The sequence below is a fragment of the Vibrio hepatarius genome (assembly GCF_011806575.1).
In the GTDB taxonomy this organism is placed as follows: Bacteria; Pseudomonadota; Gammaproteobacteria; order Enterobacterales; family Vibrionaceae; genus Vibrio; species Vibrio hepatarius_A.
This window is the reverse complement of sequence record NZ_JAATOO010000027.1, coordinates 1-22,515: the sequence shown is the minus strand read 5'-3', so window position 1 is coordinate 22,515 and position 22,515 is coordinate 1. Positions and strand designations below refer to the sequence as shown.

Genomic DNA, 22,515 nt, shown 5'->3' with positions numbered 1-22,515 from the left:
GGTGTTTGATATTTCTGTAACATACCGACTCTTAGAATACCGCAACCAAAATGTGAAAGTGAGAAAAATGATAGAACGCCAACAAACTAAACAACGTATGAGTCGTATCGTTAAACACAACGGTGTCATTTACCTATGTGGTCAGGTATGTGCTGACGCGACACAAGGTATTACCGAACAGACACAAACGATGTTGGATAAAGTGGAAGAATTACTCCTAGAAGCTGGCAGTGACAAAGAACACATGCTTTCAGCGACGATTTACCTAAAAGACATGCAGTATTTCCAAGAAATGAACGCGGTTTGGGACGCTTGGGTTCCTGAAGGCCACGCTCCGGCTCGTGCGTGTGTCACTGCTGATATGGCACGCGACGCGCTGCTGGTTGAAATCTCGGTCATTGCCGCTGAAAAGTAAACAGAAAAACGAGCCTTGTGGCTCGTTTTTACTTTTGAACTTTAGGGTTAACAACCAGGACCGCAATCCAAACAGTGCTTCACCATTTCTGGGCCTAGGTGCAGTTTCGCGTTAAGGTCACGTAAGGCGGTGCGAACGCCTTCTTCAATCACTGGATGATAAAACGGCATGTCCAGCATTTCTGAAATCGTCATCTTGTTCTGATGTGCCCAAGCCAGAAGGTGCGCTAAGTGCTCAGCATTCGGGCCTATCATCTCCGCGCCAAGAAAACGCCCTGTACCGTGCTCTCCGTAGACGTGCAATATTCCTTGGTTACGCAGCATCACTCTTGAACGGCCTTGATTCTCAAATGACACTTCGCCGGTTTCAAAACAGCTGCAATTGCCCAAACGCGTCTCAAGTTGTCGGTAAGTTTCACCCACCATCGCTATCTGTGGGTCAGAGAAGACCGCAGAAATCGGTGAGCGTCGTAAGCCTGATCGAATGTCTGGGTAGCGCCCAGCGTTGTCTCCGGCAATTTTTCCCTGATCAGCGGCTTCGTGCAGCAGTGGGATTTGATTGCTTGCGTCACCGGCGATAAAGATATTCTCGACCGAGGTTTGCAGCGTGTAATGGTCTGCAGTCGGCACACCACGTTCATCCACAACAATCTCGGTGTTTTCGAGCGCCAGTTTGTCAACATTTGGACGACGCCCTGTCGCCGCGAGTACATAGTCAACAACAAAGGTTTCGAGTTCACCATCGTGGTTGATGAATTGAATCTCAACTTTATCGCTGTCATTGAGACGTTTCATGCTTTCGACTTTGACATCAGCGTCCAGATAAAACTCTTGTTTAAACGCTTTGTCTGCGTAAGCCATCACTTGTGGGTCTGTGAGTGGCCCCACCTGACCACCGAGGCCAAACAGCTTAACCTTAACCCCGAGTCGATGAAGCGCTTGTCCCAATTCGAGACCAATCACTCCGGGACCAAATACTGCAACCGCTTCAGGCAAGTCATCCCAGTCAAAAACATCATCATTGACGACAAGGCGGTCGCCCAGTTCATTCCAGACAGCAGGGTAGGCCGGGCGTGAGCCCGTAGCGATAACGATTCGCTCTGCGTGGATTTCAGTATGCTCGTCGACACGCAGCGTGTGACCATCAACAAACTTTGCGTAGCCTGAAATTTTGTCTGATGTGGGGATCTCGTCCACGCTTTCTAGGACAAATCCAACAAAGCGGTCACGCTCATGTTTGATGCGGTCCATAACCTCACGACCATCGATCCTGATCTCGCCTTGTGGATGAACACCAAACCCCGGCGCTTTTTCAATTTGGTGGACACTTTCCGCCGCTGCAATCAGTAGTTTTGATGGCATACAACCAACGCGTGCACACGTTGTGCCGTAAGGACCTCCTTCAATGAGTACGACATTGTTTGTGTGTGCTTTGGCGGCGCGATACGCCCCTAAGCCTGCGGTACCGCCACCAATAATGGCGACATCAACGTTTAGCTGCTTCATAATGAACTCTCGTGTTGTGCCCTCCAATGATGCGCGTGTTTGGAGGAATGAATTTGAAATCAGAAGTCTAAAAAGAAGAGATCCTCCGACCCATTGCTAGGTCGGAAGACCGAGGGCTCTGAGTATTAGCCTAGGTAAGTTTCAAGTTCTTCGCTACCGCCGATATGTTTACCGCCGATGAATACTTGAGGAACAGTTGCGCGGCCAGTGATAGCGCGTAGGCTCACGGTTGTTGCGTCTTTTCCTAGGATCACTTCTTCGTATTGAAGACCTTTATCAATCAAATTTTGTTTCGCTTTCACACAAAACGGACAACCCGGTTTAGTAAATACGGTGATCGATTCCTGTGTTTTAAAGCCCGGTGCGATGTAGTTGAGCATGGTATCGGCATCTGACACTTTGAACGGGTCACCCGGTTCATTTGGTTCGATGAACATCTTTTCAATCACGCCGTCTTTTACCAACATGCTGTAGCGCCATGAACGTTTGCCAAAGCCCAGCTCGTTTTTATCGATCAACATACCCATACCGTCGGTGAACTCTCCGTTACCATCTGGAATAAAGGTAATGTGTTCTGCTTCTTGCTCTTGCTTCCACGCATTCATCACAAACGTGTCGTTAACGGAAACACACAAGATTGCGTCTACGCCGTGCTCTTTAAACACCGGGAACAGCTCGTTGTAACGTGGTAAGTGGCTAGAAGAACAAGTTGGCGTGAATGCGCCCGGTAGACTAAAGACAATCACCGTTTTGTTTTTAAATAGTTCGTCACTTGTGACGTTTACCCATTGGTCACCTTGGCGAGTTGGGAAAGTTACTTGAGGGATGTTTTGGCCTTCTTTCGTTGCAAACATGAATCGTTTCCTTTTAATTTTTTATAAATCGTTTCTAGAGCGTTTTGTTATACGCTGCTCTGTATCTTTTCGTTGAGTTGATTATTAAAAAAACTCTTTGATAGATCTAATCGTTTGATGTTATGGTTTTGATAGGTGGTTTCTATCTAATTGAATATGGAAAACAACAATGAATATTCGTGACTTTGAATACTTGGTGGCACTTGCTGAGCATAAGCATTTTCGCAAAGCGGCAGAGGCGTGCTTTGTCAGCCAGCCAACGTTAAGTGGTCAGATTCGTAAGCTGGAAGATGAGCTCGGGACGACTTTATTAGAGCGAAGCAGTCGCCGAGTGTTGTTTACCGACTCGGGTTTACAGTTGGTGGATCAGGCCAAGCGTATTCTCAGCGAAGTCAAAACATTTAAAGATATGGCCAGCGGGCAAAACGGGGTGATGACCGGCCCGTTGCATATTGGCTTTATCCCGACGGTCGGGCCTTATATCTTGCCGCGGATCATTCCCGCGTTGAAAGAACAGTTCCCAGAACTAGAGCTGTTTCTACATGAAGCACAAACCAACCAGTTGGTCGATCAGTTAGAAGACGGTAAGCTCGATTGCTTGGTTTTGGCGTCGGTGGCGGAAACCGAGCAGTTTAAAGAGATTGACGTTTACGATGAACCACTCAGCGTCGCTGTGCCTTATGGTCACGAGTGGGCAGATTTAGATGAAGTCGACATGCACGACCTCAAAGGACGCACCGTGCTTTCTTTAGGTGACGGTCATTGTTTGCGTGATCAAGCATTGGGCTTTTGTTTTGCGGCCGGGGCAAAAGACGACGAACGTTTTAAAGCGACGAGTTTAGAAACGTTAAGAAATATGGTGGCTGCGGGCGCGGGCATTACGTTGCTACCGGAACTTTCGTTGCCAAAAGAGAAACAGAAAGACGGCGTTTGCTACATCAAAGCGTCTAATCCAGTTCCTTCGCGTCGGATTGTCTTAGTGTACCGTCCTGGCTCTCCGCTAAGAGCGCGTTTTGAGCAACTGGCGAAAGCGATAAAAGAACAGCTCGCTAAGTACCAAGCGGCGGCGTAGAAAATAAAAAAGGGCTGATGCGTAAACATCAGCCCTTTTTGTTTCAGTCGATTTAGAACAGCTCTTCAGTGCCGTCTTCCGAAGTATAGATACTGTCGCTCGATTGGCTCGACGCGTACTCTGTTGGTTCGGTGCCCTCGACGAAGTATTCAAACATTGCCGTCTCATCATTCTTGTTGGTCAGCAAACCCGTGTCGCGGTCAATACGAACACGAATGACATTATTCGGGATCTGTTTTTCTTGTTCCGGCACACCATCAAGTGCAATGCGCATAAAGTCCACCCAAGCTGGTTGGGCTGTCTTGGCACCCGCTTCAGCGCCAGATACTTGCTTACCATCTAGATTACGGTTTGGCGTTGTTCGACCAAGAGCACGATTGTGATCGTCAAAACCGACCCAAGAGATCGCGACAACATCTGGTCCGTAGCCGGTATACCACGCGTCTTTTGAGTCGTTAGTGGTCCCCGTTTTACCACCGATATCGCGACGTTCAAGTGCTTGAGCACGCCAGCCAGTACCGTTCCAACCAGTGCCTTCACGCCAGTTGCCTCCGCCCCAAATATTGCTGTACATCATCTCACGAACCATAAATGCGGTTTGCTCAGAGAGTACTTTTGGCGCGTATCGTGGTGTGTCTTCACTGCCGTCGACATCTTGCTCTTGGAAATCATCCAAAGAAGTCACGCCTTTCGGACAATTTTTACGGCAAACGACTTGTGGTGTTGCTTCAAACTCTAGGTCACCGAATGGGCCTTCGACTTTCTCGATGTAGTACGGCTCGACGTAGTAACCGCCATTGGCGAAGACAGAGTAACCTTGAGCCATTTTCATTGGCGTCAAACTGCCTGCACCCAACGCAATGGTTTCAGAGCGAGGGATCTGGTCGATGTTGAAACCAAAACGAGTGAGGTATTCACGCGTTTCGTCTAAGCCCACTTCACGCAGCACACGTACCGCCATGACGTTTTTCGATTGAGCAAGGCCAATACGCAGACGTGTTGGACCAACGTAAGTCGGTGGTGAGTTCTTTGGACGCCATGCTGTACCTTGGCTTTGGTCCCATTGGTTAATCGGTGCGTCGTTGATCAATGTCGCCAACGTTAAGCCTTTATCGATCGCCGCCGAATAAATAAATGGTTTGATACTTGAGCCCACCTGACGAACAGACTGAGTGGCGCGGTTAAACTTGTTGTGTACAAAGTTAAAACCGCCTACCAGAGACAATACCGCGCCATTTTCAGGATTCATTGCGACAAATGCGGTGTTGGCGTTTGGTACTTGGCTTAAGTGCCACTGAGTGCTCTCTTTCCCTTCTGTCGTATCGCTGACCTGGCGAACCCAAATTTGCTCACCGGTTTTCATCACATCGCTGGCACGGTTTGGCGCTGAGCCTTGACGCTCATCAGTTAAGAACTTACGTGCCCATTTGATGCCATCCCATTCGATGGTCTGTTCACCTTGGTTTTTAACCCAAACGGTCGCACTTTTGCTGTCAACTTTAGTCACTACCGCTGGCGTTAAAGGACCGTAAGTCGGTACTTTCGCCAGTGTCGATTCGATTTTCTCTTGGTCGAACGCCGCTTGACCATTTTTCCACAGTACCGTCTCAGGGCCGCGGTAACCGTGGCGTTCGTCGTACGCCAATAAGTTGTTGACGGCAGACTCATTCGCTGCCGCTTGGAGTTTAGAGTCAACCGTTGTGTAGATGTTCATACCTGAGGTGTACGCATCTTCACCGTAACGAGCCACCATCCAAGCACGAGCAAGCTCTGCAACGTAAGGCGCGTTGAGTTCAATTTCTGCACCGTGGTAGCGAGAAATCAACGCTTCTGAACGCGCTTGGTCATACTCTTCTCGAGTAATGTATTTCTCATCCAGCATACGCGCTAACACCACATTTCGACGGTTTGTCGCGCGCTCTAGTGAGTAAATTGGGTTCATCGTTGACGGAGCTTTTGGCATACCCGCTAGCGTAGCGAGTTGGCTCAGCGTCAAGTCTTGCAGGTCTTTACCAAAGTAGACACGCGCAGCTGCGCCGAAGCCGTATGAACGATAACCAAGGAAGATTTTGTTAACGTACAGCTCCATGATTTCTTGTTTGGTCAGTAGCTGCTCAATGTGGATCGCGATGAAGATCTCTTTAATCTTACGCATGATCTTCTTCTCGTTAGATAAGAAGAAGTTACGCGCAAGCTGTTGAGTAATGGTACTCGCACCTTGTTTCGCCGAGCCAGACAACGCGACAACCACCGCCGCACGGGTAATACCGATTGGATCGATACCTGGGTGATCATAGAAACGACTGTCTTCGGTCGCAATCAACGCTTCGATAAGGTGTTGAGGAATTTCGTCGTACGTCACCGGGATGCGACGCTTCTCACCAAACTGAGATATTAGTTTACCGTCACGGCTAAATACCTGCATTGGCGTCTGTAGTTCCACGTCTTTCAGAGTGGCTACATCGGGTAATTCTGGTTTGACATAAAAATAGAAGCCGAAAATTGTACCGACTCCAAGAATCATGCAAACCAGTGTAAATATAAACAATCGCTTTATGAACTTCACCGGAGAATCCCTGATTAATTAGGTTCACTTTATGCAAACCCTTGTACTTTAAGCTAAAACCTTAGCTCTTTTGGTTAATGTGCGTGTGAAAACTTTCAATTTAAGCACATAGAGCTAAGCAAAGCATGGAGCGAAGCTGTATGGGTAAATCTCTAGTTATAGGCGTTGATATTGGTCACCACAGTATCAAGGCGGTTGCTCTCAAGCCCTCAAAAGGCACATTTACACTTGTTAGTTATCAAGAGCTACCAATCGAAGCAGACATTTTCTCTGATAACCACCTGCTAAATTATCAGAAAATTGTAAAGAAACTCAAAGAACTAAGGAAGTCCTTACCACTATTTAGTCGTAAAGTCGCACTTGCGATCCCTGATAACGCTGTAATTAGTAAAGTATTACAGATAGATAGCGAACTTGATACACAAGAACGCGAGTTCGCGATAGTTCAGGCTTTTTCACATCAGTCCCCATTTCCCGTTGAGGAACTGAACTTGGACTTTATCGAGTTACCCAAATCTGGCAGTGGCCAGACGATGAGTAGCTACCAAGTGTATGCGACGAAAAAAGAGGTTGTAGACAGTCGAATTCAAGCCGTCACTAAAGCTGGGTACCAACCTTTGCTGGTTGAGATTCAAGCGCACAGTCTGACCCATATTTGGCAAGTTGCCTCTCGTGTACAGCAAAAGCCAAACTGGTTGTTGCTCGACGTTGGGTTGAGCCAGTCCTCAGTTTGCATGGATCTGCAAGACAAAGCCCCTTTCTGTAAAGATATTCCGCTCGGTACACAGTTGATAAAAGGTGATGAGCAGTTAGAACACGTGATGCATGGGCAAAGCGAGCGTTTTTTTCATGGATTGGTTGAGAAGCTGCAACGCAACATTCAACTGCTGACTTCGGTTCATGGCGTCGAAATTGAAGGAATTTGGTTATCGGGTGGTGGTGCGAGTGTGCCGATGTTGAGTGAAGAGATCGCTCAGCGCTTACATATCGAATGTGAAGTACTGAATCCACTCAACCTGTTTGACGCCAGTAGTGCAAAAGCGAGCGGTCAACTTAGCTCTGGCCATGTTTACGCCACTGCGGCGGGCTTGGCGTTAAGAGGATTGAACTGGATGGAGCAAACTCATGCTGCATAGCGTTAACTTACTTCCTTGGCGTGACGAGCTGCGTGCGCGTCATAAGAATCGTTTCTTTGGCATCGTTGCACTCGGTCTTTTGGCTGCATTTATCTTGCAGTGGGGCATGGGGGCGTATATCGAGGGACAGGCGAACGAACAACGAGCTCGTCTGCAGTATCTCAACTCCTATATCGCTGAACTGGATAGAAAGATCGACGCGTTGAAGAAGGTCGAGCAGGAACACAAAGCGCTGCTGACCCGTCTGGCGGTGGTGGAAAAACTGCAGATGAAGCGCAATAAGCCGACTGATTTCATGAACTTATTACCACCTCTGATCCCTGAAGGCGTTTATGTCGACAAAATCAAAATGAATGGCACCCATATTCGTCTTTCTGGCATCAGTGATACCACATCACGTTTAGCGACCATGCTCGACAACCTAGAGAGCTCGCCGCTGGTCGGCAATGTGGAAATGCACTCCATCGTGCACGGTAAGCGCAGATTTGGCAAAAAATTCCAAACTTTTAACGTCTCGTTCTCTTTTATCCCTGCGAAACCGACACCGATTCCTGCCCAGGAGGTGAACAATGGCTAACTACACCGAGTTAGATTTCGAAGAAATCCCAGAATGGCCGCTGATACCGCAAGTTGTCATGGTGGTATTGATGGTGCTGATTTTACAGGGCGCGGGCTATTGGTTTTTCCTTAAGCCGCAACTGGAAGCGTTAGAAGGGTTAGCGCAAAAAGAGCAAACGCTGAAAACCACCGTCGCGATCAAAGCCAATAAAGCGGCGACACTGCCAAAACTCAAAGAACAATTGGATGAGTTGTCAGAACGTTACGATTACTTGTCGCGTCAGCTTCCGGTGCAAAAGGAATTGGCAAACATGTTGGCGTCGGTGAACGAGGTGGGGCTGAAAAACTCCCTCACATTTACCCGAATCGACTGGGGTGAAAAGCAAAACCAAGAGTTTCTCTATCGTTTGCCGCTCAATATCGAGCTGACTGGTGACTACCACAATATCGGTGATTTTACACAAGCGATTGCTGAATTACCTCGAATCATCAACTTTGATGACATCGATTGGCAACGGGTCAGTCAGGAAAGTAGCACGCTGCACTTTCGTGTTCGCGCTTATACCTACCAGTTTAAGCCGGAGGTAGAAGATGAAAAGTAAAAGCCTAGCAGTGATATCGCTGCTAATGGTGTTGGTCGGTTGTAAGGCAAACCAAGAGCCTCTCGATGAGTACATCGCACAAGTGGAGCGCAAAGCGCGCAAGGATGTGGTAGCGCTGAAACCGGTCATCGACTTTAAAACGTCGACTTATTTCGCCCACAAACAGCGCGAACCTTTTGTGTTGCCTCAAGCGGCGTTGGTATTGAATCAACCGGTGGCGAAGAAAGATTGTTGGCAGCCAGCGAAACGTGCCAAGAGCGGTAAGTTGGAGAAATACCCGCTGAGCAAACTGCGTTTGACCGGGGTGATGAGTGGCAACGGTCAAGTATCCGCATTGGTGCAAACGCCAAAAGGTAACGTGGTACGCGTCAATGCTGGCCACTATATCGGTTTGAACAACGGAAAGGTCACGCGAGTGACAGATAAGTTTTTACAGATTAATGAAACACTTCCCGACGGGTTAGGTTGTTGGAATAAACGTAACGTCAAGTTAGCGCTTAAATAGATGTCGTAGGTTGAGATGAAATCATGAATAAAGGAATGAAGCAATTGTATAGGTACATGCTCCAAGTCATGTTGCTAGTGATAGGAATAGGGCTTTCTGCCGCCCATGCAGCGCAAGAAGGAGAGAGTAATAAGCTAGAGAACATTGATTTTAGAGTGGACAGCAAACAGAACGCTCAAATCATTGTGCAACTGGCGAACCCTCGTGTTGCGGTCGATGTGCAAAAAGCACAAGAAGGGCTGAGTATCGAGTTACTTAACACCGATGTGCCGGATGAAAAAATCTACTTGCTCGACGTGAAAGATTTTGCAACTAACGTCGAGTCTATCGAAGTGTTCCGTAAACAACCGAGTACCTTGTTAGTCGCCAGTATTAACGGTGAATATGATTACGACTACTCGCTAAACGGCAACTACCTAGAAGTAGTGATCAATAAACCGAAAGACCAAGACAAACCTAAGCAAAAGAGCGTACTGGAAAAAGAAGGGAAAAAGATCTCGATTAACTTCCAAGACATCCCGGTTAGAAACGTTTTGCAGTTGATTGCTGACTACAACGACTTCAACTTGGTGGTGTCAGATTCGGTGCAGGGCAACCTGACCTTACGTTTGGACGGCGTACCTTGGCAGCAAGTGCTGGATATTATCCTTCAGGTAAAAGGCTTAGATAAACGTGTCGACGGCAACGTGGTGTTGGTCGCGCCAACCGAAGAATTGGACCTGCGCGAGAAACAGTCGATGGAAAAAGCGCGCTTAGAGGAAGAATTGGGCGACTTGACCTCTGAAATCATCAAAGTGAAGTTCGCGAAAGCGTCAGAAATCGCTGAAATGATCGGTGGTGATGGCGCGTTGAGCATGCTTTCAGAGCGTGGTTCACTGAGTGTCGATGAGCGCACCAACGCGTTGTTGATTCGTGATCTTAAAGAGAACATCGATATTATCCGTGAAATCGTCGATACCTTGGACATTCCAGTCAAACAGGTTCAAATCGAGGCGCGCATTGTCAGCGTCAGTGAAGGTAACTTGGATGAATTAGGTGTTCGCTGGGGCTTTAGCTCGACAAACGGCAGCACCACGGCTGGTGGTTCGATTGAGAGTAACCTTGACCAAGTAGGGTTGCTTAAGGGCGACAGTACGGTCGATGATTTCCTTAACGTCAACTTAGCCGCTTCAGCGAGCAATGCGTCGTCAATCGCATTTCAAGTAGCCAAGTTAGGCTCGGACTTACTATTAGACCTTGAGCTTTCAGCTTTGCAACGTGAATCAAAAGCGGAAGTGATCTCGAGTCCTCGATTGATTACCACCAACAAGAAGCCGGCTTACATTGAGCAGGGTACCGAAATCCCATACTTGGAATCATCGTCGAGCGGTGCGACGAGCATCGCATTTAAAAAGGCGGTGCTGAGTTTGAAAGTAACCCCGCAAATCACGCCAGACAACCGTTTAGTGCTCGATTTAAGCGTGACTCAGGATAGACCGGGGGAAGTGGTGAAAACGGGTACAGGTGAAGCTGTATCCATCAATACGCAGCGTATTGGCACCCAGGTTTTGGTTGATAACGGTGAGACGGTGGTACTCGGCGGTATCTTCCAGCACAACGTGACCGATACAGTCGATAAAGTGCCGCTGTTGGGTGATTTACCATTGCTGGGTGGCTTGTTCCGTCGTAGCTATCAATCGATGGGTAAAAGCGAACTGCTTATTTTTGTAACACCTAAGGTTGTTATTCAATAAGTAAAACTGTTCAGCTAAAAAATAAATTTGCATTAGTGGCACCATATCTAGATAATTTCGGGTCTTATCACGAATTATCTGTGAGGAATAGGTGCCACAAGCATTTCTAATCCCAGCGAGACGCTGGTGTTCTTGTGGCGATGTCATTGAATTAACGTTGTAAATTACTGCTAAACATGGCTGAGAAACGCAATATTTTTCTTGTTGGCCCGATGGGCGCCGGCAAAAGCACAATAGGTAGACATTTAGCCCAACAGCTTCATATGGAGTTTGTTGATTCTGATACTGTGATCGAAGAGCGTACTGGTGCAGATATCGCTTGGGTATTCGATGTGGAAGGTGAAGAAGGTTTCCGCGCTCGCGAAGAGAAGGTAATCAACGACCTGACAGAAGAGCAGGGTATCGTACTTGCTACTGGCGGCGGCTCTATCAAGAGCAAAGAAAACCGCAATCGTCTATCTGCTCGCGGTATTGTTGTTTACCTTGAAACAACTATCGAGAAGCAACTTGCACGTACTAACCGTGACAAGAAGCGTCCTCTGCTACAAACTGACAATCCACGTGATGTACTGGAAAATTTAGCTGAAGAGCGTAATCCACTGTACGAAGAAATTGCGGATTACACAGTACGTACGGACGATCAAAGTGCAAAAGTGGTAGCCAACCAGATTGTAAAAATGCTAGAAGAACGTTAATACGTTTATTTTAGTAACTGGAGAAGCACCATGGAACGGATTACGGTCAGCTTAGGCGAACGTAGCTATCCCATTTCAATTGGCGCCGGATTATTTAATGATCCGGCCCACCTTTCATTTTTAAACAGCTCTAATTCATCAGCAAAACAGAAAGTAGTTGTGATCAGTAATGTCACGGTCGCACCGCTTTACGCTGATAAAATCATCTCGCTGCTCGAACAACAAGGTTGTGAAGCGTCATTGCTTGAGCTGCCAGACGGTGAACAATACAAGTCTCTCGATACCTTTAACACTGTCATGAGCTTCCTGTTGGAAGGTAACTACGCTCGTGATGTTATGATTGTCGCTCTGGGTGGCGGTGTCATCGGTGATTTGGTTGGCTTTTCTGCTGCGTGTTACCAGCGTGGTGTCGACTTTGTCCAAATTCCAACCACACTGTTATCGCAGGTTGACTCTTCAGTCGGCGGGAAAACGGCGGTCAACCACAAGCTGGGTAAAAACATGATTGGCGCTTTCTATCAGCCAAAATCTGTGATTATCGATACTGATTGCCTAGCTTCATTACCAAAACGAGAATTTGCCGCTGGTATCGCTGAAGTGATTAAGTACGGCATCATCTATGACCAAGAGTTCTTCGTGTGGTTAGAAGATAACCTCGACAAGCTCTATGCTTTAGATGAACAAGCACTGACTTACGCGATTGCACGCTGCTGTCAGATTAAAGCCGACGTGGTGGCGCAAGACGAGAAAGAATCGGGTATCCGTGCTTTACTGAACTTAGGGCATACATTTGGTCACGCCATCGAAGCGGAGCTTGGTTATGGAAATTGGCTGCACGGTGAAGCGGTGGCTGCTGGTACCGTGATGGCGGCGAAAACCGCTCAGTTGCAAGGTTTGATCTCTGTTGAGCAACTTGAACGTATTATTGCGCTTCTAAAGCAAGCTCAGTTGCCGATTCATACCCCGCAACAGATGACGTTTGCTGATTTCATGAAACACATGATGCGCGATAAGAAAGTGCTCGCGGGCGAACTTAGACTGGTGCTACCAACAAGCATCGGTACTGCGGAAGTGATCAAAGGTGTTTCTGAATCGATCATTGAGCAAGCAATTGATTTTGGGCGCGATCTCTAATCTTTGTCTCTATTGATACCCGCTTAGCTCACGACGCGGTAAAGTGTCTTTTGGCGCAGTTAAGTTGGTATTGATAGGTCTCTATAAGGTGGCGAAATGAGCATGATGCGAGATTCACATGTGTTGGAGTTGGACTCCCAGCGAGAGTTGCTGGAGCGTTTGCAACTGTTAACACGTTTTGGATCGAACTTGATCACCGTAACTGGAGCTCAAGGCGCAGGAAAAACCTGGCTGGCTCAACGTTACTTAGAGGTTTGGGCTCCCGACAAGAATCAATCCTTGTTGATGTGTTTCGCTAACCAAGACGATGCCCAACGTCGTTTGACCATTCTTTCCCAACTGGTTTCTGAGCCACTCTTCAATCCAGCCGATTCGCTTATCGACTCCTTTGTACACTTGATGGATGACGAAACCTGTGACGTGGTTATTGCGATAGATGACGCGCATTTGTTGTCTGAGACTTTGCTTTCTGAGCTGTGGATGTTGGTATTAGAGTCTCAGCAGAACGCTCTGTGGACGGTGAATGTGGTGCTGTTTACCCGTACTGGCGCCGCTGAAGGGTTAGCGAACCAGTTGGCGCGCTTGAGTTATGGACAAGAGCAAAAGCCGATAGAGTTGGAAATCGAATCGTTTTCACAACAAGAAGCCGACCGTTTCTTTGAACAGTTGGTGATTCGTTTTGTTGAGGATGATTTAGAGAAACGAGTTCGTAACGCGTATCGCACAGTTGCTCGGCGTCCGGGTGACATCATGGCTTTGGGGGATTACAAGGTGGAAAAGAGGATCATAATTCGCTCGATTGTTGGCTCTCCGCTTAACATTGCGCTCATCGTGCTTGCTTTGCTACTGCTGATCGGCGGTGGTTATTGGTGGATGATGTCACAGCCATCGCCAGATGATAAAGCGCAGCAAATTACCCAATCAAGTGAACAGACAGTCATTCCAACCTTGCCGGAAGATAATGCCGGTGGTGACGCTTTGGAGGTGATTGTGCCAGAAGAAATCGTCGACCCATCGTTGGCTAACGCAGATGATGATACCCAGGCTCTGCCGCCAGCCGTGACTGAAGATGTAACCAGCGTCGGTGACTCAAACAAAGAACATCAACGCGTGGTGATCACCTCAGAAGTCGTCGATGCGCTATTGGAAGATAAACCGGAAAACGCCGACACTAGCGAGATTGAAAAAGTGGTCGAAGAATCGCTATCGCCGCAGCCACAAGCAACAACAACGGCAGTGGACGAGCAACCCGTCAAACCAGTGATTCAGTTCTCGTTTGCCAAGGAACAACTCTTAAGCTTTTCTGCTCGCAGCTACACCTTACAACTGGCGGCCGTAAACGAGCTCGAAGATGTGCAGGCGTTTCTTGACCGCTACCAGTTGAGCGAAAAAGTTTACGTCTACCCAACGGTGCGCAATGATGTGGATTGGTACATTGTGACCTATGATAATTTCCCAACCATTCAGGCGGCGCGAGACGCAGTCAGCAGCTTGTCTGCCGATTTGCAGAAGCTCGAACCATGGGCAAAATCCTTAAGCCAAGTACACCGTGAACTTGAGCGTGGAAAATAGCCTGAGATTAGTCGCAAAATATGTTACATTCCGCAGCCTTAATTTTCGGTTGATAAATAGAGCAGTAGATGAAGAAGCAGCGTGCCTTCCTGAAATGGGCGGGTGGAAAATACGGACTTGTCGAAGATATCCAGCGTTATTTGCCTGAAGGGCGAAAGCTGGTGGAGCCGTTCGTTGGTGCTGGTTCTGTATTTCTCAATACTGACTATGAGCAGTATTTGCTGGCTGACATCAACCCAGATCTTATCAATCTGTATAACCTACTGAAAGATAAGCCAGAAAACTATATCTCTGAAGCGAAGCGTTGGTTTATTCCTGAGAACAATCGAAAAGAAGCTTATCTGGATGTTCGCGCTGAGTTTAACGCGACCGATGACATCATGTATCGCTCGCTGGCTTTTCTCTACATGAACCGCTTTGGCTTTAACGGCCTATGTCGCTACAACAAAAAAGGCGGGTTCAACGTACCGTTTGGTTCGTACAAAAAACCTTACTTCCCAGAAGCCGAGCTGGAGTTCTTTGCTGAAAAAGCGAAGAAAGCGACGTTTGTTTGTGAAGGTTACCCAGAAACCTTCTCTCGTGCTCGCAAAGGCAGTGTCGTGTACTGCGATCCGCCGTATGCGCCATTATCGACAACGGCAAACTTTACGTCCTACTCAGGCAACGGTTTTACGCTGGACGACCAAGCCGCGTTGGCCGATGTCGCCGAGAAAGCCGCAACAGAGCGTGGTATTCCGGTGCTTATCTCAAACCACGATACAACGCTGACACGCCGCTTGTATCACGGTGCGGAGCTCAACGTGGTGAAAGTAAAACGCACCATCAGCCGCAACGGTGCGGGCCGAAATAAAGTGGATGAACTGCTGGCCCTGTTTAAACCAGCCGAACACGTATAATCACATTTCTCTTTGTTTACCTACCATCTGACCTCTAGCTTAGGTAGAATTGCGCGCAACAATTACTCAGTGCAATGATGCCATTTACTCTAGAGGTCAGGTATGAAAGATTTCCTTATCGCTCCATCCATTTTGTCTGCAGACTTTGCTCGCCTTGGCGAAGATGTTGAAAAAGTACTCGCAGCGGGTGCGGACGTGGTTCACTTCGATGTTATGGATAACCACTATGTACCGAACCTGACTTTTGGTGCGCCAATCTGTAAAGCGCTGCGTGATTACGGCATCACAGCACCAATCGATGTGCACTTGATGGTGAAGCCAGTTGACAACATCGTTCCTGACTTTGCCAAAGCAGGTGCATCAATGATCACTTTCCATATCGAAGCGTCTGAACACGTTGACCGTACGCTGCAGTTGATCAAAGAACACGGCTGTAAAGCGGGTGTGGTGCTTAATCCAGCAACACCGCTTAGCCACCTTGAGTACATTATGGACAAAGTGGACATGATTCTGCTGATGTCAGTCAACCCAGGCTTCGGTGGTCAGTCTTTTATTCCAAATACATTAGACAAGCTTCGTGCAGTGCGTAAGATGATTGATGAATCTGGCCGTGATATTCGTCTTGAGATTGACGGCGGCGTTAAGGTCGACAACATCAAAGAAATCGCGGAAGCGGGCGCAGACATGTTTGTTGCGGGCTCTGCGATCTTTAATCAGCCAGATTACAAACAGGTCATTGACCAAATGCGCGCACAATTAGCAGAGGTAAAATAATTGATGTCTAACAACATTAAACTGATCGCATTCGATTTAGACGGTACGCTACTCGACAGTGTTCCTGATTTGGCCGTTGCCGCGGACCAAGCTGTTCAAGCTCTTGGATACCCAGCGGTGTCAGAAGAACAGGTTCGAGATTATGTCGGTAATGGTGCGGATGTGTTGGTTGGTCGAGCACTGAGTCAAAGCATGACCATTGACCCAGCGTTAGACGAAGCGCTCCTTGCGAAAGCGCGTGAGTTGTTTGACGATTTCTACGACAAGAGCGGGCATAAGCTCAGTCATCTTTACCCAGCGGTAACCGAGACACTAGCCGAGCTAAAGCAGGCGGGCTTCACGCTGGCGTTGGTGACCAATAAACCTTCTAAGTTTGTCCCTGAGATTTTGGTGAAGCACGGCATCGACAAATACTTTGTGGATGTGTTGGGTGGCGATGCTTTCCCCGAGAAGAAACCAAATCCAGTGGCTTTGAACTGGTTGATGGAAAAGCATAACTGTCAGCCTGAAGAGATGTTGATGGTGGGTGATTCTAAGAACGATATTCTCGCGGCGAAAAACGCGGGTTGTGCGGCGTTTGGTTTAACCTACGGCTACAACCACGGCGAGCCAATCGCTGCGTCAAACCCAGAGTTTGTCGCCGACACCATCGCAGATTTGATCGACGTGGTCGCTGTTTCCGCTTAGTTGCAGTAAAAAATCTTCCAAAATACTCGTTAATGAGTACACTGAGTGAACCGTGTGGATAGAAACCACACGGTTTTTTTCATTATTTAGCATAAGAAGTCAAAGGAACTATTCCCATGAGCAAACCCATTGTATTGAGTGGTGTTCAACCGTCAGGTGAACTAAGTATCGGTAACTACTTGGGTGCTCTACGTCAATGGCAACAGATGCAAGATGATTACGATTGCCAATACTGTGTGGTAGACCTTCATGCGATTACGGTTCGTCAAGACCCGAAAGCACTACATGAAGCGACGCTAGACGCACTTGCAATCTGTCTTGCTGTTGGTGTTGATCCGCAAAAGAGCACGCTATTTGTTCAGTCACACGTACCAGAGCATGCTCAACTTGGCTGGCTTCTTAACTGTTACACCCAGATGGGCGAATTGGGTCGTATGACTCAATTTAAAGATAAGTCTGCACGTTACTCGAAAGACACCTCTAGCCAGTTTGGTGATGTCAACGTGGGTCTATTTGATTACCCAGTGCTGATGGCGGCAGATATTTTGCTTTACGGCGCTCACCAAGTGCCTGTAGGCAGCGACCAGAAGCAACACCTCGAGCTAGCGCGTGATATCGCCAACCGTTTCAACAACATCTACTCGCCAGAGCAACCAATCTTCCAAGTGCCAGAGCCGTACATTCCGACAGTGAACGCGCGTGTAATGAGTCTTCAAGATGCAACGAAGAAGATGTCTAAGTCTGACGATAACCGTAAGAATGTGATTACGCTGCTTGAAGAGCCTAAGTCGATCATCAAGAAGATTAACAAAGCTCAGACAGACACTGAGACACCGCCACGTATCGCTCATGATTGGGATAGAAAAGCGGGTATCTCAAACCTAATGGGTCTGTACTCGGCAGCGACAGGTATGAGTTTTGAAGAGATCGAAGCGAAATACCAAGGCGTAGAGATGTACGGTCCGTTCAAGAAAGATGTCGGTGAAGCAGTGGTTGCGATGTTGGAACCAATCCAAGCGGAATACCACCGCATTCGTGAAGACCGTGCTTACATGGATCAAGTGATGAAGCAAGGTGCGGAAAAAGCGTCAGCGCGTGCGGCTGAAACCTTGAAAAAAGCCTACGAAGCTGTCGGTTTTGTTGCTCGCCCATAAGGCGTGCTACTAACAGGATACAAAAAGCGGACTCCTTGGAGTCCGCTTTTTTACGTCTGACGATATTATTGAGCGCCTTCAAAGCCCATTTGGCGCCACGCTTCAAATGCGATGATCGCGACGGCGTTAGATAAGTTTAAGCTACGCGCATCAGGCATCATTGGAATGCGGATACGTTGCGCCATCGGCATGCTTTCGATCAGCTCAGGTGGTAGGCCGCGAGTTTCTGGGCCAAACAAAAGTACATCGCCTTGCTGGAAGCTAGCATCCACGTGATGGCCTGTGGTTTTCGTCGTACAGGCAAAAATGCGGTAGCCATCTTTACGCTCGGCTTCGAGGTATTCAATAAATGCCTGATAATTTTTATGGCGAGTGACTCGAGCTAGATCATGGTAGTCCAAACCTGCGCGGCGAACTTTCTTCTCTTCCAAATCAAACCCTAGCGGCTCAATCAAATGCAAGTTGGCTCCGCAGTTGGCACATAGGCGAATAATGTTACCAGTGTTGGGAGCGATCTCTGGCTCGTATAGGGCGATATCAAACATATTGCGATTCTTCATGGCTGGTGGGATTGAGGCCTGAAAGTATAAGGCGGCTTGTCACAGCCGCCAAGCCTGACGTCGTAAGTTTTCGTTATCAACGGTGGGTTTGTAGGGTTATTTCTTTGCGAGTAACGGCAAGGTAATTTCCACACACAGTCCACCGAGTCGGCTGCGCTTGGCGATGATGGTGCCGCTGTGCTGACGAATCGCGCTTTCGGTGATCGTCATGCCAAGGCCGGTGCCGCCACTGTGTCGATCACGTGCGGTGGAAACGCGATAGAACGGGCGGAAAATGGCTTCCAGCTCTTCTTCGGGTACGCCCTCGCCGTTATCGTCAACCGTGATCACTAACTGGTCACCTTGCTCAACCATGGTGACTTCGATGATATCTTCACCGTAGTAGATTGCATTGCGCACGATATTGTCCACGGCGCTCATCAGTAGATTGGGATTGCCAGAAATAACCCGGTCGGGAATGGCAGTGAAGCTGAGATTTTTGTGCATTTGCTCTGCTTCAAATTGAGCATCAGAGAGAATTGCTTCCCATAAGCTGGAGAGCGGCTGCTCTTCTCGCATTACATGGCTATTGGCTTGCATGCGTGAAAGCTCAAGTAACTCACCAATCATCACTTCTAAGCGTTGAGCCTCGGTATCAATGCGAGTTAATTCTGGGCTCTCTCCCTGTTTACGCGTGGCGAGGGCGGTCGCCATTCTTAAGCGGGTTAATGGCGAACGTAGCTCATGGGAGATATCCGATAGTAAACGTTGCTGTCCAGAGATCATCTGGTTCACCGCGCCGACCATTTGGTTGAAGCTCGCTCCGGCTTGTCTAAATTCAGAGGTGCCTTTTTCCAACTCTGGATCGGTAACAAACTCACCTTTTGCGACACGTTGTGCGGCGCGCTCAAGTTTGCGGGCGGGTTGGCTCAACGCCCACGCCAACCATAAAAGTAGTGGCGTGCTTACGAGCATCACGGCTAATAATAACCGGAATGGACGGTCGAAAAGTTGTAGTAAAAACGGCGGTGGTTGGTTCCATTTGATGCCGACATACATCAGCAAATCTCGCTGGGCGAGCTTAATCGGTAGCGGACCCGCAACCATGTAGCGTCCATAGAGCTTTTGCTGTGGTTGGTCTGGACTATCAATCGAGGTGACAAAATTCTTCAAGGCTTTCAGCTTGAAGTCTTTATGGCTGCGCGTGGTGAGAATATTGCCATCAAGGTCGGTCAAGAAGAAGCGCGGACGGTTATCACGGTGAGAGCGGTCACTGCCTTCGAGCTGAAAAATGATCCTGCCTAAATCGCTGTCGTTGGCGTAGCGCTTTTCGATACTCTGTTTTGCTTCCATCAAGCGTTGCAACTGGTCGCTTGGTATATCGCGCGCGATGCGTGGGTCAAGGTGTGGCAGCGCCAACACAGCCAAAAGTACCAAAAACATGGTGAACCAGAAGATCGCGAAGATACGCCCATAGAGGCTGCTGATTTTAGGGATGCGCATTAGTCTTCCTCAACCAGAAGGTAACCTCTTCCTCTGAGGGTTTTGATTCGCGGTTTACCATCGCTGCGTTCCGGCAGCTTTTTCCTTAAATTAGACACGTGCATGTCGATGGCGCGGTCAAAGGCAGCCAGTCGTTTACCCAACACATCCATGCTCAACTCTTCTTTGGTCAAGGTTTCACCCGGGTGTTGAACAAAGTGGTTTAACAGCGCAAATTCAGTGGTCGTCAGATCGAGCAATTGTTCATTGCAGTAGGCTTCAAGTTTACCAGGGTAAACTTTGAGATCTTGATATTGCACGTAGTCGCATACTTTCGCAGGTGCGATTGGCTGGGTACGACGTAAAATGGCCCGTATGCGCGCCAATAGTTCTCGGTCACTGAAAGGTTTTGGTAGGTAGTCGTCTGCGCCGAGCTCAAGCCCGATCACGCGGTCTATTTCCTCGCCTTTTGCGGTGAGCATTAGGACTGGCGTGTCCCAATCTTCGCGTAGCCGTTTGAGTGTTTCCATACCGTTGAGTTTTGGCATCATCACATCGAGCAAAATCAGGTCGACCTCTTTGCTTAACGCCGCGAGTCCTGCCTCACCGTCATTTGCCTCTGAAACGGTGAATCCCTCAAAGGAGAGGACTTCACTCAACAGGCTGGTAAGCTCGGTGTCATCATCGATCAAAAGTATGTGTGGCATGGCTACATCTCGGTTTGCTTCTTTCTCTTTATATTACTGGCAAATACCGCTGATCTTTAGCTTAATTTTTGCTCTTTACGATTATTTACGCTTCCTAGACGTCACTTTACATAGCAGGTCGTAATCTATACTCAAGCGCTGTGAAGACAGCTGCATTAAATCCAAAAACTTGAGAAGGTACAGATTATGAAAATGACTAAGAAACTGGTATTGGCTGCTGTCGTTCTTCCTTTGACACTTGGCACCGCAAGTGCGTTTGCATTCGGTGGCAAACACCATAAAGGCGGCCCTGACTCTGAATGCGGAATGGGCTTCGACCGTGGCATTATGCGCCAACTAAACCTGACTGATGAACAACAAGATCAACTAAAAGAGATGCGTGGTGAAAAACGCGCTGAGATGAAGCAAAAGTTCAAAGGTGGCTTTGAAGCAAGACAAGCGCAAATGCAGGCTCACCATGCCAAAGTCCAGGCTCTGGTACTTGCCGATACGTTTGATGAAGCGGCCGCCAACAAACTGGCAAAAGAAATGGTAGAACAGCAAACAGAGCGTAAAGTGCAGATGATGGCTAAGCAGCACCAAATGTTGAGTGTGCTAACACCGGAGCAAAAAGCTCAGTTCGTCGAACTTCAAAACGAGCGAATGGGCGAGTGTTCAGACAAGATGCAAAAGCGTATGAACAACAAAAACAGCTAAGAAAATAACGCGAATTGAAAGGCGGCCAATGAGGTCGCCTTTTTTGTTTTATTTTTATTCAACTTTTGGCAGGTTATACTTACAGCATTTGTTTAGACACTGAATTACTTTATGAAACAAGAATATGCACGCTTAGTTACCATGGCCGCTTGGACCGCAACCATAGTGGCCACCCTTTTGTTGATCGTCAAAGTAGGGGCTTGGTGGGTGACGGGCTCGGTGAGTTTATTGGCCTCACTGATTGACTCGATGCTTGATATTGCGGCGTCTTTGGTTAACTTGGTCGTGGTGCGTTACTCATTACAACCGGCCGACCGTGAGCATACTTTTGGTCACGGTAAGGCAGAGTCTCTTGCCGCATTGGCGCAGGCGATGTTTATCTCTGGTTCTGCCGTCTTTCTTATCCTCAACGGTATCGACCGTTTCTTCCGCCCGCACGCTCTTCAGTCGCCAGAGTACGGTGTTTACGTCAGCCTGTTCGCCATTGTCGTGACGTTTGGTCTCGTTCGATTCCAGAAATACGTGGTGAAGAAAACCGGCAGTCAGGCGATTGCGGCGGATTCTTTGCACTACGAGTCGGACCTTTATATGAACGCGGCAATTATGCTGGCACTCGCGCTAAGCTGGTTTGGTATCGGTCAAGCAGACGCGGTGTTCGCGATTGGTATTGGTGGCTACATTCTTTACAGCGCCTTTAAGATGGTTAGGGAAGCAACGCAAACCTTGCTAGACCGAAAACTTCCGGACGAAGAGTTAAAAGAGATCCGCGAATGCTGTTTAACCATTGAGGGAGTGTTGGGTGTTCACCAGTTGCGTACGCGTATGTCTGGGCCGACTCGTTTTATCCAGCTGCACTTAGAGTTAGAAGATCAGATGCCACTTCTTGAAGCGCATCGCATATCTGATCTGGTCGAAGACAGTTTACTCGAACGTTTTCCGGGAGCGGATGTTCTTATTCATCAGGACCCGTTTTCTGTCGTCGTTGGGCCAGAGCGGGCTCAGAAGTCGCAGGGCTGGTAATAAGGATGCAGAAAATTGCGGAAGGAAAAAGCACAACTTATCGACTATCTTTTCATCGTTATGACTTTTTACTGCGATCCTGACGTGTATCAAATTAGTTAAATAGTAAAACTGTAATACTCTTACATAAGTAGAAAAGTTACATAAATTTGTGCAAATAAAAGTAGTATTCCTAGTCGGGAAAGGTAACATATTGCGCAGTTATAAGAATTT

At 48.0% G+C, this 22,515-nt stretch carries 22 protein-coding genes; 16 read left to right on the top strand and 6 right to left on the bottom strand.

Translation table 11 applies throughout. From position 1 onward, the window contains the following. Positions 1–67: 67 nt before the first annotated feature. Positions 68–415: a RidA family protein gene (locus HCZ42_RS18020; RefSeq protein WP_053396533.1), complete on the top strand. Its 348-nt coding sequence runs from the start codon at positions 68–70 to the stop codon at positions 413–415. 47 nt (positions 416–462) lie between these two features. Here HCZ42_RS18020 and HCZ42_RS18015 read toward each other — a convergent pair whose 3' ends face one another. Next, positions 463–1,920: a dihydrolipoyl dehydrogenase gene (locus HCZ42_RS18015; RefSeq protein ID WP_167422149.1), complete on the bottom strand. Its 1,458-nt coding sequence runs from the start codon at positions 1,918–1,920 to the stop codon at positions 463–465. Between the two features lie 125 nt (positions 1,921–2,045). Continuing rightward, complete coding sequence (locus HCZ42_RS18010; RefSeq protein ID WP_167422148.1) at positions 2,046–2,774, bottom strand: glutathione peroxidase; 729 nt, start codon at positions 2,772–2,774, stop codon at positions 2,046–2,048. Positions 2,775–2,943: 169 nt separating this feature from the next. Between HCZ42_RS18010 and oxyR the strand changes: the two genes are divergently transcribed. Then, positions 2,944–3,846, top strand: coding sequence for a DNA-binding transcriptional regulator OxyR (gene oxyR / locus HCZ42_RS18005; RefSeq protein ID WP_167422147.1), 903 nt, complete (start codon positions 2,944–2,946; stop codon positions 3,844–3,846). A 52-nt stretch (positions 3,847–3,898) separates the two neighbouring features. Here oxyR and HCZ42_RS18000 read toward each other — a convergent pair whose 3' ends face one another. Then, entirely contained in the window at positions 3,899–6,412 is a 2,514-nt protein-coding gene (locus HCZ42_RS18000) for a penicillin-binding protein 1A (RefSeq protein ID WP_167422146.1), read from the bottom strand. A 140-nt stretch (positions 6,413–6,552) separates the two neighbouring features. Here HCZ42_RS18000 and pilM point away from each other — a divergent pair, with 140 nt between their 5' ends. The 12 genes from pilM to trpS all read left to right on the top strand — a co-directional run bounded on the left by pilM (position 6,553) and on the right by trpS (position 17,858). Further along, positions 6,553–7,548 (top strand): type IV pilus assembly protein PilM, encoded by a 996-nt coding sequence (gene pilM / locus HCZ42_RS17995; protein ID WP_167422145.1) that lies wholly within the window; start codon positions 6,553–6,555, stop codon positions 7,546–7,548. Then, on the top strand, positions 7,538–8,125 hold the full coding sequence (locus HCZ42_RS17990) for a PilN domain-containing protein (RefSeq protein WP_167422144.1): 588 nt from the start codon (positions 7,538–7,540) through the stop codon (positions 8,123–8,125). Before pilM ends, HCZ42_RS17990 begins: the two co-directional genes overlap by 11 nt. Continuing rightward, on the top strand, positions 8,118–8,708 hold the full coding sequence (locus HCZ42_RS17985; RefSeq protein WP_053410161.1) for a type 4a pilus biogenesis protein PilO: 591 nt from the start codon (positions 8,118–8,120) through the stop codon (positions 8,706–8,708). The genes HCZ42_RS17990 and HCZ42_RS17985 overlap by 8 nt, the downstream gene beginning before the upstream one ends. Continuing rightward, positions 8,698–9,213: a pilus assembly protein PilP gene (locus tag HCZ42_RS17980; RefSeq protein ID WP_167422143.1), complete on the top strand. Its 516-nt coding sequence runs from the start codon at positions 8,698–8,700 to the stop codon at positions 9,211–9,213. The genes HCZ42_RS17985 and HCZ42_RS17980 overlap by 11 nt, the downstream gene beginning before the upstream one ends. A gap of 23 nt (positions 9,214–9,236) precedes the next feature. After that, complete coding sequence (locus tag HCZ42_RS17975; protein ID WP_167422142.1) at positions 9,237–10,946, top strand: type IV pilus secretin PilQ; 1,710 nt, start codon at positions 9,237–9,239, stop codon at positions 10,944–10,946. Between the two features lie 176 nt (positions 10,947–11,122). Continuing rightward, positions 11,123–11,641 (top strand): shikimate kinase AroK, encoded by a 519-nt coding sequence (aroK, locus tag HCZ42_RS17970; RefSeq protein ID WP_053410159.1) that lies wholly within the window; start codon positions 11,123–11,125, stop codon positions 11,639–11,641. A gap of 30 nt (positions 11,642–11,671) precedes the next feature. Then, positions 11,672–12,775: a 3-dehydroquinate synthase gene (gene aroB / locus HCZ42_RS17965; protein WP_167422141.1), complete on the top strand. Its 1,104-nt coding sequence runs from the start codon at positions 11,672–11,674 to the stop codon at positions 12,773–12,775. 96 nt (positions 12,776–12,871) lie between these two features. Next, positions 12,872–14,347, top strand: coding sequence for an SPOR domain-containing protein (locus tag HCZ42_RS17960; protein WP_167422140.1), 1,476 nt, complete (start codon positions 12,872–12,874; stop codon positions 14,345–14,347). 68 nt (positions 14,348–14,415) lie between these two features. After that, positions 14,416–15,243, top strand: a complete 828-nt coding sequence (locus HCZ42_RS17955) for a Dam family site-specific DNA-(adenine-N6)-methyltransferase (RefSeq protein WP_167422139.1) — start codon at positions 14,416–14,418, stop codon at positions 15,241–15,243. 102 nt (positions 15,244–15,345) lie between these two features. Continuing rightward, a complete protein-coding gene (gene rpe, locus HCZ42_RS17950; protein WP_053410155.1) occupies positions 15,346–16,017 on the top strand; it encodes a ribulose-phosphate 3-epimerase in 672 nt (223 codons plus the stop codon). 3 nt (positions 16,018–16,020) lie between these two features. Then, positions 16,021–16,704 carry a phosphoglycolate phosphatase gene (locus tag HCZ42_RS17945; protein ID WP_167422138.1) on the top strand — a complete coding sequence of 228 codons (684 nt, stop codon included), beginning with the start codon at positions 16,021–16,023 and terminating at the stop codon, positions 16,702–16,704. A gap of 116 nt (positions 16,705–16,820) precedes the next feature. Beyond that, positions 16,821–17,858 (top strand): tryptophan--tRNA ligase, encoded by a 1,038-nt coding sequence (trpS, locus tag HCZ42_RS17940; protein WP_167422137.1) that lies wholly within the window; start codon positions 16,821–16,823, stop codon positions 17,856–17,858. 65 nt (positions 17,859–17,923) lie between these two features. On the opposite strand, the gene trmL is transcribed toward trpS, so the two are convergent. The 3 genes from trmL to HCZ42_RS17925 all read right to left on the bottom strand — a co-directional run bounded on the left by trmL (position 17,924) and on the right by HCZ42_RS17925 (position 20,586). Then, positions 17,924–18,403, bottom strand: a complete 480-nt coding sequence (gene trmL / locus HCZ42_RS17935; RefSeq protein WP_167422136.1) for a tRNA (uridine(34)/cytosine(34)/5-carboxymethylaminomethyluridine(34)-2'-O)-methyltransferase TrmL — start codon at positions 18,401–18,403, stop codon at positions 17,924–17,926. A 111-nt stretch (positions 18,404–18,514) separates the two neighbouring features. Continuing rightward, on the bottom strand, positions 18,515–19,900 hold the full coding sequence (cpxA, locus tag HCZ42_RS17930) for an envelope stress sensor histidine kinase CpxA (RefSeq protein ID WP_167422135.1): 1,386 nt from the start codon (positions 19,898–19,900) through the stop codon (positions 18,515–18,517). Next, on the bottom strand, positions 19,900–20,586 hold the full coding sequence (locus tag HCZ42_RS17925) for a response regulator (RefSeq protein WP_167422134.1): 687 nt from the start codon (positions 20,584–20,586) through the stop codon (positions 19,900–19,902). The genes cpxA and HCZ42_RS17925 overlap by 1 nt, the downstream gene beginning before the upstream one ends. 186 nt (positions 20,587–20,772) lie before the next feature. On the opposite strand from HCZ42_RS17925, the gene HCZ42_RS17920 reads away from it, so the two are divergent. Further along, positions 20,773–21,282 (top strand): CpxP family protein, encoded by a 510-nt coding sequence (locus tag HCZ42_RS17920; protein ID WP_167422133.1) that lies wholly within the window; start codon positions 20,773–20,775, stop codon positions 21,280–21,282. Between the two features lie 111 nt (positions 21,283–21,393). After that, positions 21,394–22,302 carry a CDF family cation-efflux transporter FieF gene (gene fieF, locus HCZ42_RS17915; RefSeq protein WP_167422132.1) on the top strand — a complete coding sequence of 303 codons (909 nt, stop codon included), beginning with the start codon at positions 21,394–21,396 and terminating at the stop codon, positions 22,300–22,302. Positions 22,303–22,515 lie beyond the last annotated feature (213 nt).

Bases quoted from the DNA above. Each gene is read 5' to 3' on its own strand.
- cpxA (WP_167422135.1), bottom strand. From the start codon at position 19,900: ATGCGCATCCCTAAAATCAGCAGCCTCTATGGGCGTATCTTCGCGATC.
- HCZ42_RS17920 (WP_167422133.1), top strand. From the start codon at position 20,773: ATGAAAATGACTAAGAAACTGGTATTGGCTGCTGTCGTTCTTCCTTTG.
- pilM (WP_167422145.1), top strand. From the start codon at position 6,553: ATGGGTAAATCTCTAGTTATAGGCGTTGATATTGGTCACCACAGTATC.
- trpS (WP_167422137.1), top strand. From the start codon at position 16,821: ATGAGCAAACCCATTGTATTGAGTGGTGTTCAACCGTCAGGTGAACTA.
- HCZ42_RS18015 (WP_167422149.1), bottom strand. From the start codon at position 1,920: ATGAAGCAGCTAAACGTTGATGTCGCCATTATTGGTGGCGGTACCGCA.
- HCZ42_RS18010 (WP_167422148.1), bottom strand. From the start codon at position 2,774: ATGTTTGCAACGAAAGAAGGCCAAAACATCCCTCAAGTAACTTTCCCA.
- HCZ42_RS17945 (WP_167422138.1), top strand. From the start codon at position 16,021: ATGTCTAACAACATTAAACTGATCGCATTCGATTTAGACGGTACGCTA.
- HCZ42_RS17985 (WP_053410161.1), top strand. From the start codon at position 8,118: ATGGCTAACTACACCGAGTTAGATTTCGAAGAAATCCCAGAATGGCCG.
- fieF (WP_167422132.1), top strand. From the start codon at position 21,394: ATGAAACAAGAATATGCACGCTTAGTTACCATGGCCGCTTGGACCGCA.
- HCZ42_RS17925 (WP_167422134.1), bottom strand. From the start codon at position 20,586: ATGCCACACATACTTTTGATCGATGATGACACCGAGCTTACCAGCCTG.
- HCZ42_RS17975 (WP_167422142.1), top strand. From the start codon at position 9,237: ATGAATAAAGGAATGAAGCAATTGTATAGGTACATGCTCCAAGTCATG.
- aroK (WP_053410159.1), top strand. From the start codon at position 11,123: ATGGCTGAGAAACGCAATATTTTTCTTGTTGGCCCGATGGGCGCCGGC.
- HCZ42_RS18020 (WP_053396533.1), top strand. From the start codon at position 68: ATGATAGAACGCCAACAAACTAAACAACGTATGAGTCGTATCGTTAAA.
- HCZ42_RS17960 (WP_167422140.1), top strand. From the start codon at position 12,872: ATGAGCATGATGCGAGATTCACATGTGTTGGAGTTGGACTCCCAGCGA.
- HCZ42_RS17990 (WP_167422144.1), top strand. From the start codon at position 7,538: ATGCTGCATAGCGTTAACTTACTTCCTTGGCGTGACGAGCTGCGTGCG.
- trmL (WP_167422136.1), bottom strand. From the start codon at position 18,403: ATGTTTGATATCGCCCTATACGAGCCAGAGATCGCTCCCAACACTGGT.
- rpe (WP_053410155.1), top strand. From the start codon at position 15,346: ATGAAAGATTTCCTTATCGCTCCATCCATTTTGTCTGCAGACTTTGCT.
- HCZ42_RS17955 (WP_167422139.1), top strand. From the start codon at position 14,416: ATGAAGAAGCAGCGTGCCTTCCTGAAATGGGCGGGTGGAAAATACGGA.
- aroB (WP_167422141.1), top strand. From the start codon at position 11,672: ATGGAACGGATTACGGTCAGCTTAGGCGAACGTAGCTATCCCATTTCA.
- HCZ42_RS17980 (WP_167422143.1), top strand. From the start codon at position 8,698: ATGAAAAGTAAAAGCCTAGCAGTGATATCGCTGCTAATGGTGTTGGTC.
- oxyR (WP_167422147.1), top strand. From the start codon at position 2,944: ATGAATATTCGTGACTTTGAATACTTGGTGGCACTTGCTGAGCATAAG.